Here is a 15780-nt window from a genome sequence, read left to right as displayed (position 1 = left end):
TGGCGCCGGACCGCGGCGGGTACCGGACCCGGGACTCGAGGAGGAGCCATGCTCTACGTCTGGATCGCCATCGCCATCGTGGCCGTCGCGGTGCTCGTCACCCTGCTGGTGCTGAGCCGCAAGCGGAAGCTGGAGCGCGACCGCGCCGAGGCCGGTCAGCTGCGAGCCGCCGCTCAGGCCCACACCGGCGACATCGTCTCCACCCAGCAGGAGGTCGAGGTGCGCGCCGAGGACGCCGCGATCGCCCACGAGGAGGCCAAGCTCGCCGACGAGCGGCTTGCCGAGGCCGAGCGCGAGCTGGCCCAGGCCGAGGCCAAGCAGGAGGACGTGCTTCGCGCGGCCGATCGACTCGACCCGCACCGCAAGTCCGACGAGCTCGACATCTCGCCGGCCCCGACGGGGAGCCACCGCAAGGAGGTCTAACCTCCCGGCATGAGCCAGGTGCCCGCGGCGACCCGCACGCTGCGGGTGCTGCGCTTCCTGGCCAGCCAGCCGGACCCCGTGCCCCTGGAGCGGATCGCCCAGGCGTGCGACCTGCCGCGCAGCTCGGCGTACCACCTGCTGCGGGCCATGGTCGACGAGGGCTTCGTGACCCACCTCGGCGAGGAGCGGCGCTTCGGGCTCGGACTCGCGGCCTTCGAGGTCGGCAGCGGCTACTCGCGGCAGGCGCCCCTGCAGCGGATCGCCCGGCGGGCGGTCGCGGCCCTGGCCGACCGCACCGGCGAGAGCGCGCACCTGGCCGTCCTGCACGGCCGCGACGTGCTGTACGTCGTCGAGGAGCGCGCCCCGGGACGTCCGCCGCTGGTCACCGACGTCGGCGTCCGGCTGCCCGCCCACCTCACCGCGAGCGGCCGGGCCATCCTGGCCGGCCTGCCCCGCCCGCAGGTGCGCGCACTCTACCCCGACGCCGCCGCCTTCACCGACCGGCACGGCGCCGGCCCGCAGAGCCCCGGTGCCCTGCGCACCCTGCTCGCCGAGACCCGCCAGCGCGGGTGGGCGACCGAGGACGGCGAGGTGACCCCGGGCCTGGCCAGCGTCGCCGTCGCGGTCGTCGACCACAACGGCCACCCGGTCGCGGGCGTCGCCGTCACCTACCCCAGCACCGACCCGCCGTCGGTGAGCGCCGAGGTACGCCGTACCGCGGAGCTGATCACCCGCCGGCTGGGCGGTCTCGTCGTCGAGTGACGCGAGATGGCTGCCCCGACGCCCAGGATCCGACCATCTGGCGTCGCTCGACGGGTCAGCCGGCGCGGCCCGGCTACCCTTTCTCCCGTGAACTCCCGCGTGCTCCCCCTCGGCATCCTGCCGCCTCCGGTCGTCTGACCGGAGCGCCTCTCCCGGGGCTGCTCCGACACCTCCCTGTCGGCACCCACCCAGGAGCACCCGCATGTCCCGATCCACCCCTGCCTCTCCTCTGTCCGCCCGCGCGGGCCTGGTCCAGGTCTCCCTGGCCGGCGTCCTGTGGGGCACCGGCGGCCTCGCCGTCCAGGTCGTCCGCGACGTCCTGCCCATGTCCGTCCTCGTCATCAGCGCCTGGCGGATGGTCGTCGCCGCGCTGGTGCTGGCCGCGGCCCTCGTCCTCACTCGCCAGGTCGCGGGGGTCGTCCGGCTGCTGCGCACCCATCCCTGGCAGGCGGCCCTGGTCGGGACGGCGACCGCGACGTACCAGGCCCTCTACTTCGCCTCCGTCGTCCAGGTGGGCGTCACCGTGGCGACGGTGGTCAGCCTCGGCCTGGCGCCCGTCCTGCTGACCCTCGGCGAGGCCGTCCGCGACCGCCGCGTCCCCGACGCCGGCCACCTGCTCGTCCTCGGGGCGGCGCTCACGGGCCTCCTCCTCGTGAGCGGTACGGCGCACGCCGGCGAGACCGGCCCGCACCCGCTCCTCGGGCTGCTGCTCGCGGTCGGGTCCGGGTCGGCGTACGCCCTCACCACGGCGCTGGGCCGACCGCTCGCGCAGACCAGCTCGCCCCTCGCGCTGACCACGACCACCACCACCGTCGGCGCGCTCGCCCTGCTGCCCGTCGCCGCGCTCAGCGCGCTGTCCGGCAGCCCGGTGCTCACCGCCGACCCGGTCGCGCTCGGCACCCTGCTCTACCTCGGGGTGATGACCATGGCGCTGGCCTACGGCCTGCTGTACGCCGGGCTCCGCACCACGCCTGGCAGCGCGGCCGTGGTCGCCACGCTCCTGGAGCCGGTCACCGCGGCCGTGGTGGCGGCGATCTTCCTCGGCGAGCGGCTCGGGCCGCTGGCGGTCCTCGGCACCGCGCTGATCCTGCTCGCCGTGGCCGGACTGGGACGGAAGCCGGCCGTACCGCCGGGTTGAGCCGCTCGTTGGACGGGAAGGTAGAACCCGTTCCTGCCAGCCTGGGAGGCCTGGATGCGCTCGACCCGCCCCTATCTGCACCTGCTCGTGTCCGGCGCGACCGCCGCGGCCCTGGTGGTCACCGCGCTCGTCGTCGCGGAGGTGCCGGGCGAACGGAGCGGCACCCTGGCGGCCGGCTTCAACGCGGAGAAGGCGGCCGCCGGCCTCCCCCACGTCGACCCGGCCGGCACCCCGCCGCACACCCACAACGACCCCGCGACCAAGAACTCGCTGTCGCGGGCGTCCGAGGTCAGCGTGGACACCCAGGACCCGACGAGCGCGGCCGAGAAGCGCATCGCCGCGTCGTACGTCGCGAGCCAGCGGCGGCTGAGGGACCCGCGGCTGACCACCGTGCCGGTCATGCAGAAGCGCCGCGCCCGCCCGCAGGACCGCTACGCGATGGCCAACGGCTGCTACCGGCTGGCCGGGCGGAGGATCTTCTTCAAGCCCACCGACCTCGGCACCTACCTGCTCTACACGGCCGACCGCGGGTTCCTCGCCGCCGGCGGCGAGCGGGCGGCCAAGCCCTCCCCCGTCGTCGAGTGGCGGGCGGCGAGGGCCGGCCGACGGATGGCCTTCCGCAACGGCACCGGCGCGCTGCGCATCGGCGGCGCGACCGCCTTCGACCTCCGTCGTACGACGGGGTGCGCGGCGTACCCCGAGTCCCAGATCGACATCGACGGCAACCCCTACGCCGGCGTCACCTCCTTCCAGGAGGTCCGCGGCCTCGTCGACGCGCACACCCACGGCATGGCCTTCCAGTTCCTCGGCGGCGCCGCCCACTGCGGCAAGCCCTGGGACCGGTACGGCGCGCCGTACGCCCTGGTCGACTGCCCCGACCACCGCGCCACCGGCGGGTACGGCGCACTGCTGGAGTCGCTGCTCTCCGGGGAGCCGAGTCACGACCCGGTCGGCTGGCCGACCTTCAAGGACTGGCCGGCGCCGGAGTCGCTGACCCACGAGGGCACCTACTACCGCTGGCTGGAGCGCGCGTGGCGCGGCGGGCAGCGGATCTTCGTCAACCTGCTGGTCGAGAACAACCAGCTGTGCATGCTCTACCCGCTGAAGAAGAGCGCCGAGTACGCCACCTGCGACGACATGACGTCGGTGCGCCGGCAGGCCCGCAACATGTACGAGCTCCAGGACTACATCGACGCCCAGTTCGGCGGTCCCGGCAAGGGCTTCTACCGGATCGTGAAGAGCCCGTGGGAGGCCCGCAAGGTCATCAACGCCGGGAAGATGGCGGTCGTCATGGGCATCGAGACCTCGGTGCCGTTCGGCTGCACCGTCAAGCTCGACCGGCCCCAGTGCAGCGCGGCCGAGATCGACCGCCAGCTCGACGCCGCGCACCGGATGGGCGTGCGCCAGATGGAGCTGGTCAACAAGTTCGACAACGCGCTGGCCGGCGTCGCCGGCGACCAGGGCGCGATCGGCCCGGTGGTCAACCTCGGCAACTTCCTGGAGACCGGGTCGTTCTGGGACATGGAGCACTGCGAGCCGGCCGACGGACGGTCGCACGACAACAACCAGCTCGCCGTACCCGACATCAGCGCCGGCACCCAGGACGCGCTCTTCGGCGCGGTCGGGCAGCTCGTCGACTCCCTCGGCCTGCTGCCCAACCTGGCGCTGCCGCTCTACCCGCCGCCGGACCACTGCAACAGCCGCGGCCTCACCACCCTCGGCGAGCACACCATCAAGGGGCTCGCCAAGCGGAAGATGCTCTTCGACCCCGACCACATGAGCGTCAATGCCCGCCAGTCCTCGATGGACACGATCGAGGAGATCGGCTACTCCGGCGTGCTGTCCAGCCACTCCTGGTCGACCCCCGACACCTACCCGCGGATCTACCGGTCCGGCGGCTTCATCACGCCGTACGCCGGCGACTCGACCGGCTTCGTCGGCAAGTGGAAGGAGCACGTCGGCTGGGCCGACCCCCGCTACTACTGGGGCATCGGCTTCGGCGCCGACATCAACGGCCTCGGCGCCCAGGGCGACCCACGCGGCGCGAAGGTCAAGAACCCCGTTCGCTATCCCTTCAAGGGCCTCGGCGGCGTGACCGTCAAGAAGCAGCGCGCCGGCCAGCGGGTCTACGACATCAACGTCGACGGCGTCGCCCAGTACGGCCTCTACCCCGACTGGATCGAGGACCTGCGCAAGGTCGCCGGGGGCAGGGCCGGGCAGGCGATCGTCGACGACATGTCCCGCGGCGCGGAGGCCTACCTGCAGATGTGGGAGCGGGCCGAGGGCGTGCGCCCCGACTCCTGCCGCAACCCGCGGCTGCGCAAGAGCGTGGCCCGCGTGAAGCGGCTGGTCCGCCGCGGGATGACCACGCGGGCCGTGATGAAGGCCGTCGGCCAGCCCTATCAGCGGCTCGGGACGACGTACCAGGTCTGCGCGCGGACGGCCAAGGACCGCAAGGTGCCCGTGTCGATCCGGTTCACGAAGGGCGGGAAGGTCAAGGCGGTGCGGGTACGCCGCTGACCGGGAGCTTTCCTCAAACCGAGGACGCGACTGCCGATCGGTGATGGGATCGGCGGTCCTGCCTGACCTCGGAGGAACCTCGTGAACCTGCGCACCCCGCGCCGCCTGACCCTGCTCGCCCTCATCGCGCCCAGCCTCGCGCTGCTTCCGACGGTCACCGCGGCCCCCGTCTCCGCCGCCCGTGGGGACTCCGTGTCTCCGGCGTACGTCGTCGACGAGTGGACGGACGGCGACCACGCTCGCCTTCCGGCGCTGCCCTACTCGCGGGTCGAGCTCACCTACGACGCGAGCTACGGCATCACGCTCGACGGCCAGGTGCGCACCAGCGTGGCGTCATGGAAGGACTCAGGTCAGCGGGCGCTACTCACCGCCCCTGCGTTCGACAGGCCGATCATCGACGTCACCGGCGGCACCTCGTTCGGCCTGGGTCTGGACGACCAGGGTCGCCTGCGCTCGTGGGGCTCGGCACCGGAGATCCCGGCCGAGGACCTGGCCGAGACCTACCGCGACCTGGCCGCCGTGGGCAACGCGGCCGTCGGCGTCACCTCGGAAGGCCAGCTGCGGTTCTGGGGCACCGCCGCGAGCCGGTACGTGTTCGACCCCGCAGCGCTCGCCGCGGCGGACGTCGCCAGCGTCGACATCAACTCCGCGGCGGCGGTGGCGATGACCGCGGACGGTCACGTCCTGTCGGCCGGCTACGCGCTGGACGGCACCTACTTCGAGTCGGCACCGCTCCCGGCCGAGCGCGCGGACGACGTCTACAGCGCCGTCGACGTGGGCGTGAACTTCGCGCTCGGTCTGACCCAGGACGGTGAGATCGTCAGCTGGGGCAGCTACCAGAACGGCGAGGACCAGGTCCCGGAGCTCCCGGTCGGTCGTCACGCCGTCGCGGTCTCCGCCGGCATGCAGTGGGCAGCCGCGGTCCTGGACGACGGCTCCGTCGTCACCTGGGGCAACCGCGAGCGGACCGAGCTGCCGCCGCTCCGCGCCGATCTGCCCGTCGTCGACGTCGACCTGGACCGCTACCACTCGGCCGTCACCTACGCCGCTCTCGCCAACACCGCCGCGCCCACCATCAGCGGCGTGCCCGAGTTCGGCACCGAGCTGACCGCCACCCCGGGCGAGTGGTCGTCCACCCCGGACGACCTGCACTACGCCTGGACGTTGCACGCCCACGGCACCACGAAGGCTGTCGGGACCGACGCCCCGTCGTACACCCCGACCGCCCAGGACGCTCTGGACTGGGGCACCCTCAGCGTGACCGTCACCGCCGAGAAGGACGGCTTCCTCTCCGGTACGGCGACCTCCGCCGAGACCGACCACGTCGCCCAGCGGCAGTTCGCCACGGCGCCCACCCTGAACGTGCAGGGCACCCCGCAGGTCGGGGGCACGCTGACCGCGGTCACGACCGTCGCCAGCCCGGCTCCGGACGACGTCGAGGTGACATGGTTCCGGTCCACCGAGGAGGGTGAGGAGTTCCCCGAGAAGGTCGGCGACGGCGCCACGCTGGCCCTGACGGCGGACCTGCTCGGGGCGGACGTCGTCGCCAACGTCACGGCCTACAAGGAGGGCTACGAGCCGGCCTCCGACGAGAGCGAGCCGATCACCGTCACGGCAGGGACCCTCACCGCCCCCACGGTCTCGATCACCGGGAGGCCACGGGTCGGTCAGGTGCTGACCGCGACGGCGTCGGCTCCGGCGGCGGCCACCGCGACGTCGTACCAGTGGCTGCGCGCGGGCGCCCCGATCGCCGGCGCCACCGCGCGCACCTACCGTCCGGCGGCCGCCGACCTCGGCAGGCGCCTCAGCGTCCGGGTCGTCAGCAGCGCGCCCGGCTACACCGCCGCCACGGCCACGTCCGCCGCCACGGCGGCCGTCTCCCTCGGCGCCGTCCGACTGAAGATCACGGTCCCCGCCAAGGCGACGGTCGGTAAGAAGGCCACGATCACGGTCCGCGGCCTCGCCGGCGGCGAGCGCTTCACGGTCACGGTGGCCGCCAAGCGGCTCACCGGGAAGGCGACCGCGGCCGGCCTCGGCAAGGTCGCGCTGAAGGTCACCGGCAAGCCGGGCAAACGCTCCGTCAAGGTCGTCGGCTCGGTCGCCGACCGCTCGGGCACGGGCACGCTGCGCGTCGTACGACGGAAGTAGCCCGCGACAGCTCGGCGAACGGCCGATCGGACACGGCTCAGAGCAGGAAGGGTCGGGCCGGCGCGGGGGACGCTGCCGACCGGGGCGCGCGGTGGGGGCGAACAGCCACGGCCGAGGCCCTCAGCGGCGTTTTCTCGGACGTTTGCCCCCAGGGGGAGCCCCGACCGCGAACCGCAGCCCTCGGCAGCACCTTCGCCGTGACGGCTCGCCTGCATCAGCCCCACGGGCACAGTGAAGTTACCGATCGGTAGGATGTTTCTCACGCCGTTCGGGCACTGACGCACCATCCTTTGGCCTCTAGGCTCGCGGACGGCCGTGTGCCGCGCATCACGACGAGGAGCCCCACCCGTGCAGACCTTCGCCATCATCGTCTCGCTGGCCATCACGGCGGTCGCCGTCGTGATGGCGACGATCGCCGTCCGCAGCATCTACCGGACGGTCCGCATCGGCGGCCCGGCGATGAACCGCTCCGACCAGCCCGGTCGCCGTACCTGGACGCTGGTGAAGGAGAGCCTCGGCCACACCCGGATGCTGCAGTGGCACTGGGTCGGGATCATGCACTGGTTCGTGTACGCCGGGTTCATCGTCCTCAGCGGCGCGGTGGCCACCGGCTACTTCCAGCTGTTCGACCCCGAGTTCGCGCTCCCGCTGATCGGCCATTTCTTCCTCTACGAGTGGGTCAGCGAGGGCCTCGGCCTGCTCAGCACGGTCGGCATCGTCTTCCTGATCGTCTACCGCCAGCTCAACCACCCGCGGCGCAAGGGCCGCGGCAGCCGCTTCTACGGCTCCAACTTCTGGCAGGCCTACTTCGTCGAGGCGATGGCCCTGCTGGAGGGCTCGGCGATCCTGTTCATCCGCGGCGCGGAGTACAACCTCGGCCAGATCGCGAGCGACCACCCCGAGGACTTCGACCGCTTCCACTTCCCGATCAGCTCGCTGGTCGGCGACGCGCTCTTCCCCGCAGGCGTCGAGGGCAACGAGGGCTCGCTCGAGACGATCATCATCGTCATCGCGATGATCAAGATCCTGCTGGCGATGACCTGGCTGATCGTCATCTCGTCCAACCTGACGATGGGCGTCGCCTGGCACCGGTTCACCGCCTGGCCGAACATCTGGTTCAAGCGCGAGGGCAGTGGGCGTACGGCGCTGGGCGGGATGAAGCCGCTGACCAGCGACGGCAAGGCGATCACCCTCGACGACATCGACGACCTCGACGAGGACTCCAAGCTCGGCGTCGGGGCGATCGAGGACTTCTCCTGGAAGGGCATCCTCGACTTCACGACCTGCACCGAGTGCGGCCGCTGCCAGTCGCAGTGCCCGGCCTGGAACACCGAGAAGCCGCTCTCGCCCAAGCTGCTCATCACCGCGCTGCGCGACCACGCCTACGCGAAGGCGCCGTACCTCCAGGCGGAGGGGGACGAGGCGAAGGCCGCCCTGCTCGAGGGCAACGACACCCTCACCCGCGAGGTCGAGCGGCCGCTGGTCGGCGAGACCGGCGGCCGGATGGACGGGCTCGAGGACGGCGAGTGGTTCTACAACCCGGAGAACGGCGCGGCCGTCATCGACCCCGACGTGCTGTGGAACTGCACCTCGTGCGGTGCCTGCGTCCAGCAGTGCCCCGTCGACATCGAGCACGTCGACCACATCATGGACATGCGGCGCCACCAGGTCCTGGTCGAGTCGAACTTCCCCGCGGAGCTCAACGGCCTGTTCAAGGGCCTGGAGAACAAGGGCAACCCGTGGAACATGTCGCCCAACGCCCGGATGGACTGGACCAAGGGACTGGACTTCGAGGTCAAGGTCGTCGGCGAGACGGTCGAGTCGCTCGACGAGGTCGACTGGTTGTTCTGGGTCGGCTGTGCCGGCGCCTACGAGGACCGCGCCAAGAAGACCACCCGCGCCGTGGCCGAGCTGCTGGACATCGCCGGCGTCAGCTTCGGCGTCCTCGGCAACGGCGAGACCTGCACCGGTGACCCGGCCCGTCGCGCCGGCAACGAGTTCGTGTTCCAGGGCCTCGCGCAGCAGAACGTCGAGGTGTTCAAGGAGTACAAGGTCAAGAAGGTCGTCTCGACCTGCGCCCACTGCTTCAACACCCTGAAGAACGAGTACAAGGAGTTCGGTGTCGAGCTCGAGGTCGTGCACCACACGCAGCTGCTGAACCGTCTGGTGCGCGAGGGCAAGCTGACCCCGGTGAAGGACGGTGCCGGCGCGCACCAGCGCAAGATCACCTACCACGACCCCTGCTACATCGGTCGCCACAACGGCGTCTACACGCCCCCGCGCGAGCTGCTGCAGATCCTCCCCGGCGCCGAGGTCGTCGAGATGGAGCGGAACTCCGAGCGGTCCTTCTGCTGCGGCGCCGGTGGCGCGCGCATGTGGATGGAGGAGAACCTCGGCGAGCGGATCAACCTCAACCGGACCGTCGAGGCCGTCGGCACTGGCGCCGACCAGATCGCCGTCGGCTGCCCGTTCTGCCGGGTCATGCTCTCTGACGGGCTGACCGCCCAGCAGGCCAAGGGCGAGGCGCGCGAGGAGGTCGAGGTCCTCGACGTCGCGCAGATGCTGCTCGCGTCGGTCAAGGGCGAGATGGCGACCAAGGCCGCGCCGGGCTCGTCGGCCACTGCCGCCCCGGAGGCGAAGGCTGCCCCCGCTCCTGCCGAGAAGCCGGTGGAGACCAAGGCGGAGCCCGAGGCCGGTGACGAGACCATCACCGAGGACACCGTCGTCGACACCGAGGACGCCGGCCCGGCCGCCAAGGCCTCCGGTGGCTCCTCGCTCTTCGACGACGCCTCGTCGATGTTCGACGAGCCCGAGGCGAAGGCCGCGCCCGCGACCGCGACCGAGGAGAAGGAGCCGGCCGAGGAGGCGCAGGCCGCCAAGCCGACCTCGTCGGGCGGCTCGCTCTTCGACCTGGGCGGCGACGAGGCCGAGCCCGCGCCCGCCGACGAGCCGGCCGCGACGGCGGAGCCCACGCCGGAGCCCGAGAAGAAGGCCGAGAGGAAGGCCGAGCCGAGCGCGGACCTGGGGTCGGGCGGCTCGCTGTTCGACCTGGGCGGGGACGAGCCCGAGCCGGCCGCGAAGGCCGAGCCGGAGCCGGCCGCCGAACCGACCGCCGCCGAACCGGCAGCCGAGAAGGCCGAGGCGAAGCCTGCTGCCGACCTCGGCTCCGGCGGCTCGCTGTTCGACATCCAGGCCGACGAGCCCGCCGAGCCCGCCGCTTCGAGCGAGCCCGAGCCGGCTGAGGAGCCCCCGGCCGCGCCGGAGCCGAAGGCCGAGCCGGCCGTCGACCTCGGGTCGGGTGGCTCGCTGTTCGACATCGCCGCGCCCGCGCCGGTCACCGCGCCCGAGCCGGCCGCTCCGGCCCAGCCCGTTGACGAGCCGGAGCCCGAGGCCGAGGTGGAGCCCAAGGCCACGCCGGAGCCCGAGCCGGCTGCTGAGGCCGACGCCGCGCCGGCCGCCGCGACGACCACCCGGGCCGCCACTCCGGCCACCGGCGTCGACTTCGACAGTCTTGGCTCCCTCTTCGACCTCGAGGCACCCGAGCCGGTCGCGGCTCCGGCCGCGAAGGCAGAGCCCGAGCCGGAGGCCGAAGCCACGCCGGAGCCGGAGCCCGAGCCGGAGCCCGAGGCCCAGGCGGAGCCCGAGCCGGAGGCGGCATCCGAGCCGGAGCCGCAGGCGACGTCGACCCCGGTCGCCTCGAGCGCACTCGCGGCGACCCCGGCGACCGACGTGGACTTCGACAGCCTCGACTCCCTCTTCGACATCGAGGCGCCTGAGCCCGTCACCGCCCCGGCGGCGAAGGCCGAGGCCCAGCCCCAGGCCCAGGCCGAGCCGGAGCCGGAGCCGGAGACCACGGCGGAGGCCGAGCCGGAAGCCGAGCCCGCCGCCGAGTCCGCCGCCGAGTCGGAGTCGCCCGGCGCCGACCTCAGCGCGGCGGCCACCGCCGCGGCGAGCGACGAGCCCGAGACGACCGTCGAGTCGGAGTCGGAGCCCGTCGCTGAGAAGGAGGTCGACCCCGAGCCGGAGCCGGCGGAGCCCGAGGCCGCAGCCGAGCCGCAGTCCGAGGAGAAGCCCGAGGAGAAGCCGCGGCCGGCGAGCAGCGGCGAGGCCCACCAGCCGAAGACGGACGTCGACATCCACGAGGCGAGCTCGCTCTTCGATCTCTGACCGACGGCGGCTCGGGGTAGTTCGGCCCGCGGCCGTGAAGACCCTGACGTACCTGGTGCGTCAGGGTTTCCGCGTCTCTCGGTCGGACCAGTCAGCGCACCCCGGTGCGTCAGGGCGGCTCAGGCGCGGTCGAGCTCCCGCAGGATCCGGTTGACCAGGGCGCGACGCGGGTGCTTCGTACGACGGGCCAGCGCCTCGCGGACCAGCGCGCGGGTCGGGCCGCGGCCGCCGCAGGTGTCGAGGAGCAGGGCCCGGACGTCGTCGTCGGTGTCTGCCTCGGCCGCGCAGTCGACGACCGCCTCCTCGTAGCGCATCCGAGGCGGGCCGGCCTCCCAGGAGACCCGTGGGTCGAACTTGTGCAGCAGGTGCACTACCACGCCCGCGGGCGTGGTGACGCTGCGACCGCGGGCGACGGCCACGTGCACGACGGACTCGTCGCGACCCCGTCGGCCCGGACCCTCCGCCGCCCGGAGGGCCGACTCGTGGGTCAGCGCGGCGGGCCAGCAGGCCAGCACGCCCGCCCAGGCCCGTTCGTGCCAGGAGAACGGGGCGCCGTGGACGGCGTACACGCCGGGGTGGACGGTCGACCACGCGCCGTCGGCGACCCGCGCGTCCACCTCGGCGTCGCTCATCCCGGCGATCAGCGCCTGGTAGCGAGCGAGCACGCCGCCCTGCTCCGCCATCAGCTGCCCCACGTCCACGCGGACACTCTGCCGTGCCCGGGCCCCGACGCACAGACGCCGCACCCGGACTGTGGACGGGGACGCGCCGTCAGGGCGCCTTGGCGACGTCGTCCTTGTCGGTGTGCTCGGGCACGAGCACCGGCCGCAGGAGGGCCCAGGCGATGAAGGCGACGCCGACGACGAGCATCACGATCCCGGCCCACAGGTTGGCGTTCGGGCCGCCGGTCTTCTCGGTCTCGGGATCGCCGAAGAGCCCCATCAGCGTGAGGATCACGCCGTACGCCCCGATCAGACCGCCGATGATGTTGCGGATGTCGAGGGCACCGGCCTGGTGCTTGCGCCCGGGGGCGCTGGTCTGGGAAGTGCTGTTCTCGGACACGGGGTCCTCCTCAGAAGACGAAGTTCAGGACGATGACCATGGCGAGCGCGACGCCGGCGAGCGGCATCGTGCGGCGGTACCAGGGGTACGACGCCTCGTTCGCGTCGACCAGGTCCTCCCGCGGGGTCTCGGAGTAGACGAGGCCGCGCAGCTCCTCCGGCGGCTTCGGCTTGGTCGCCAACGACACGACGATGCTGACCACGATGTCGACCACGAAGGCGGCGCCGGCCGCGACGAACGACGCGCCCTGGCCGGACAACGAGATCCAGCCCTGGCTCAGGCTGCCCAGCACGTCGGTGGAGATGAAGGCCACGAAGACCGCGGCCAGGGTGCCGCTGACCAGGCCGGTCCAGCCGGCGGTGGCGGTCATCCGCTTCCAGAACATGCCGAGGATGAAGGTCGCGAACAGCGGGGCGTTGAAGAACCCGAACAGGGTCTGGAGGTAGTCCATGATGTTCGAGAAGTTCGAGGCGAGCTGGGCGGTGAAGATCGCGACGACGGTGGCGCCGACGGTCGCGAGCCGGCCGACCTTCAGGTAGTAGGAGTCGTCGCGGTCCTTGACGACGTACCGCTGCCAGAGGTCGTAGGACCAGACCGTGTTGAAGGCGGAGATGTTGGCGGCCATGCCGGCCATGAAGGCGGCCAGCAGGCCGGCGATCGCGACGCCGAGCAGGCCGTTGGGCAGCAGGTCGCGCATCAGCAGGATGAGCGAGTCGTTGTACTGGACGGTGCCGCCCGCACCACCGGAGACGGTCTCGCCGGCCTTGGTGTCGGCGATCTCCGTGACGAGGACGGCGGCGATCATGCCGGGCAGGATCGTGATGAACGGGACCAGGATCTTGGGGAAGGCACCGATGATCGGCGTCTTGCGGGCCGAGGAGATCGAGTCGGTGGCCATCGCGCGCTGGACCTCGACGAAGTTCGTCGTCCAGTAGCCGAAGGAGAGCACGAAGCCGAGACCGAAGACGATGCCGATCACCGAGAGCAGGTCGGAGTCGAACCCGGTCAGCGCCGTACCGGGCCACGAGTTCAGCTGGTCGGCAGCGGGCGGGGCGGCGCCGACGCCGGCGTTCTCCGTGATCTTGTCCTTCAGCCCGCCCCAGCCACCGACCTGGTGCAGGCCGATCAGGGTGAGCGGGAGCAGCGCCGCCACGATCACGAAGAACTGCAGCACCTCGTTGTAGATCGCGGCCGAGAGCCCGCCGAGGGTGATGTAGGAGAGCACGATCGCGGCGGCCACGAGCAGGGCGACGGTGAGGTTCCAGCCGAGCAGGGCCCGGATGATGGTGCCGAGCAGGTAGAGGTTGATGCCGGCGATCAGCAGCTGGGCGACCGCGAACGAGATCGAGTTGACCAGGTGGGCGCCGGTGCCGAACCGGCGGAACATGAACTCGGGGACCGAGCGCACCTTGGACCCGTAGTAGAACGGCATCATCACGACGCCGAGGAACAGCATCGCCGGGATCGCGCCGATCCAGAAGTAGTGCACGGCCGGCAGCCCGAACTGCGCCCCGTTGGCCGACATGCCCATGATCTCGACGGCCCCGAGGTTGGCCGAGATGAAGGCCAGACCGGTGACCCAGGCCGGCAGCGAGCGGCCCGAGAGGAAGAAGTCGACCGAGTCGGAGACCTGGCGGCGGGCGATGACGCCGATGCCGAGGACGACGGCGAAGTAGAGGCCGATGATCAGGTAGTCGACCGCATGCGCGGAGATGATCGTGTCGCTCGCGAGCGGACTCGTCATGGAAGAGCCTTTCGTGCACCGATCCGGCGGCGTGTCCCCGGATGGACCACCGGATCGGGTTCCCCGTTGTTTCGGACAACAAACTGGACGTCATCCTGACGCCAGGGTGACGTCATCAATTCTTGACGTGACACCACTGTGGTGTCACAGTGGTGCGCATGGACATCACGCCGTACGTCGAGAGCCTGCGCCGCGATCTGCTGGCCGCCGCCGAGGGGGCCGGCGAGGAGTCCCGCCAGCTGGCCGAGCGGCTGAGCTTCGCGATCGACCCCGCGGCCCGGCTCGCGATCATGGAGGCCGTCTCCCAGGCGGCCGCCGAGATCACCGCCGAGATGCCGGCCGGCGGGGTCGACGTACGACTGAGCGGGCGCGAGCTCGACTTCGTCGTCGACGCCGGTACGCCGGCCTCCGCCCCGGACACGCCGGCCCCGGCCGCGCCCGCGCCGGAGGAGCCCGAGGACGACGGCTCGGTCGCCCGGATCACCCTGCGGATCCCCGAGTCGGTGAAGGCCCGGGCCGAGGAGCTGGCCGCCCGGTCGGGCCACTCCCTCAACACCTGGCTGGTCAACGTCGTCCGACACGCCACTCGCGAGAACGCCATCAACGTCGACATCGACCTGTCCAGCATCCCGTTCCTCGGCGGGGCCAACGACCCGTTCGGCGGCAAGCGCCCCGGCGGCCGGCGGATGACCGGCTGGCAGTAGCACCCACTCCCCACACCCACCCGGGACCGGCAGCACGCCGGCCCCGCGGACGAGCACACCCACTTCCCGGATGGAGACACCATGAGCGAGCACGCCGAGCACACCTTCGAGACACCCGAGCCGGTCCAGCTCTTCGTCGAGCTGGGCAAGGGCGTGGTCCACGTCCGCGCGACGGAGACGGCCACGACCCAGGTCCGCGTGCAGGGCCGCGAGGCCGACCAGGTCCGGGTCGAGCAGCACGGGCGCCGGATCACCGTCGTCGCGCCCCGGCAGCGGAGCCTCTTCGGCGGCGACCCGTCGCTGCAGGTCGACGTGACGGTCCCCGAGACCAGCGACGTCGCCGTGCGCAGCGGGTCGGCCGACGTCCTGCTCGACGGCCCGGTCGGCGCGGGCCAGCTCCGGAGCGGCTCGGGCGACGTACGGGTCGCCTCCCTCGGTGGGCCGAGCCTGGTCGAGACCGGCTCCGGCGACGTCCGCATCGACGTGGCGGACGCCGACCTGCGGGTCAAGAGCGGCTCGGGCGAGATCACCCTCGGTCACGTCGCAGCCGCGCTGGTGGTCTCCACGGGCTCCGGCGACGTCACCGTCGACCACGCGGCCGGCCCGACCGCCGTCAAGACCGGCTCCGGCGACCTCCAGGTCCGCGAGTCGAGCACCGAGGTCACCCTGAGCACCGGCAGCGGAGACCTGGTCGTCGGGACGGCCCACCGGGGCAAGGTGACCGTCAAGGGCGCGTCGGGCGACGTGCGCGTCGGCGTACCGGACGGCGTGCCCGTGTGGACCGACATCACCACGGTGAGCGGCGCGATCCGCTCGACGATCGGCGGCACCGGCGAGCCCACCGAGGGCCAGCCGTACGTCGAGCTGCGCGCCAAGACCGTCAGCGGCGACGTCGTCCTGGTCCGGGCGTGAGCGCCGTGCGCGCGTCGTACGGGCCGGTCGAGAGCCAGGCCCGCCAGCAGATCGCCGAGCGGATCGCCCGCGCCTCCGCCCCACGGGTCCCGTCCGTGCCGCGCCGGCACCGGCTCGCCGACCGGCTCCGCCGGGTCGCGGACCGCCTCGAGGGCTAGGCCGTGTTCCTGACCATCCGCGCGCTCGGCAGCGCGCGGCCC

12 protein-coding genes are annotated in these 15780 nt (G+C 72.4%); 9 read left to right on the top strand and 3 right to left on the bottom strand.

All coding sequences use genetic code 11. The annotated features are described in order from the left end of the window. The first annotated feature begins 48 nt into the window (after positions 1–48). From BLT76_RS22690 to BLT76_RS22665, 6 genes are all read left to right on the top strand, one after another. Positions 49–423 carry a hypothetical protein gene (locus BLT76_RS22690; protein ID WP_090860587.1) on the top strand — a complete coding sequence of 125 codons (375 nt, stop codon included), beginning with the start codon at positions 49–51 and terminating at the stop codon, positions 421–423. Positions 424–432: 9 nt separating this feature from the next. After that, positions 433–1185, top strand: coding sequence for an IclR family transcriptional regulator (locus tag BLT76_RS22685; protein WP_090860586.1), 753 nt, complete (start codon positions 433–435; stop codon positions 1183–1185). 202 nt (positions 1186–1387) lie between these two features. Then, a complete protein-coding gene (locus BLT76_RS22680) occupies positions 1388–2323 on the top strand; it encodes a DMT family transporter (RefSeq protein ID WP_090860585.1) in 936 nt (311 codons plus the stop codon). Positions 2324–2377: 54 nt separating this feature from the next. Beyond that, the gene (locus tag BLT76_RS22675) at positions 2378–4843 is read left to right on the top strand and encodes an amidohydrolase family protein (RefSeq protein ID WP_090860584.1); all 2466 of its coding nucleotides are present in this window, start codon (positions 2378–2380) and stop codon (positions 4841–4843) included. A gap of 81 nt (positions 4844–4924) precedes the next feature. After that, positions 4925–6991, top strand: a complete 2067-nt coding sequence (locus tag BLT76_RS22670) for an RCC1 domain-containing protein (RefSeq protein ID WP_090860583.1) — start codon at positions 4925–4927, stop codon at positions 6989–6991. Positions 6992–7339: 348 nt separating this feature from the next. Beyond that, positions 7340–11158, top strand: a complete 3819-nt coding sequence (locus BLT76_RS22665; protein ID WP_211753170.1) for a (Fe-S)-binding protein — start codon at positions 7340–7342, stop codon at positions 11156–11158. Between the two features lie 119 nt (positions 11159–11277). Here the strand turns inward: BLT76_RS22665 and BLT76_RS22660 are convergent, their stop codons facing one another. The 3 genes from BLT76_RS22660 to BLT76_RS22650 form a co-directional block, all read right to left on the bottom strand. After that, entirely contained in the window at positions 11278–11859 is a 582-nt protein-coding gene (locus BLT76_RS22660; RefSeq protein WP_139175812.1) for a hypothetical protein, read from the bottom strand. A gap of 70 nt (positions 11860–11929) precedes the next feature. Further along, positions 11930–12220, bottom strand: coding sequence for a hypothetical protein (locus BLT76_RS22655; protein ID WP_090860581.1), 291 nt, complete (start codon positions 12218–12220; stop codon positions 11930–11932). 10 nt (positions 12221–12230) lie between these two features. Beyond that, entirely contained in the window at positions 12231–13964 is a 1734-nt protein-coding gene (locus BLT76_RS22650; RefSeq protein ID WP_090860580.1) for a sodium:solute symporter family protein, read from the bottom strand. A gap of 158 nt (positions 13965–14122) precedes the next feature. Here BLT76_RS22650 and BLT76_RS22645 point away from each other — a divergent pair, with 158 nt between their 5' ends. The 3 genes from BLT76_RS22645 to BLT76_RS25980 all read left to right on the top strand — a co-directional run bounded on the left by BLT76_RS22645 (position 14123) and on the right by BLT76_RS25980 (position 15738). Continuing rightward, a complete protein-coding gene (locus BLT76_RS22645) occupies positions 14123–14668 on the top strand; it encodes a toxin-antitoxin system HicB family antitoxin (protein ID WP_139175810.1) in 546 nt (181 codons plus the stop codon). Positions 14669–14749: 81 nt separating this feature from the next. Continuing rightward, entirely contained in the window at positions 14750–15580 is an 831-nt protein-coding gene (locus tag BLT76_RS22640; protein ID WP_090860579.1) for a DUF4097 family beta strand repeat-containing protein, read from the top strand. After that, complete coding sequence (locus BLT76_RS25980) at positions 15577–15738, top strand: hypothetical protein (protein ID WP_170867212.1); 162 nt, start codon at positions 15577–15579, stop codon at positions 15736–15738. Before BLT76_RS22640 ends, BLT76_RS25980 begins: the two co-directional genes overlap by 4 nt. Positions 15739–15780 lie beyond the last annotated feature (42 nt).

The organism is Nocardioides lianchengensis, assembly GCF_900101465.1.
GTDB classification, from domain to species: domain Bacteria; phylum Actinomycetota; class Actinomycetes; order Propionibacteriales; family Nocardioidaceae; genus Nocardioides; species Nocardioides lianchengensis.
Note: the sequence above shows the minus strand (reverse complement) of the source record. Positions and strands in the feature narration are given on the sequence as shown.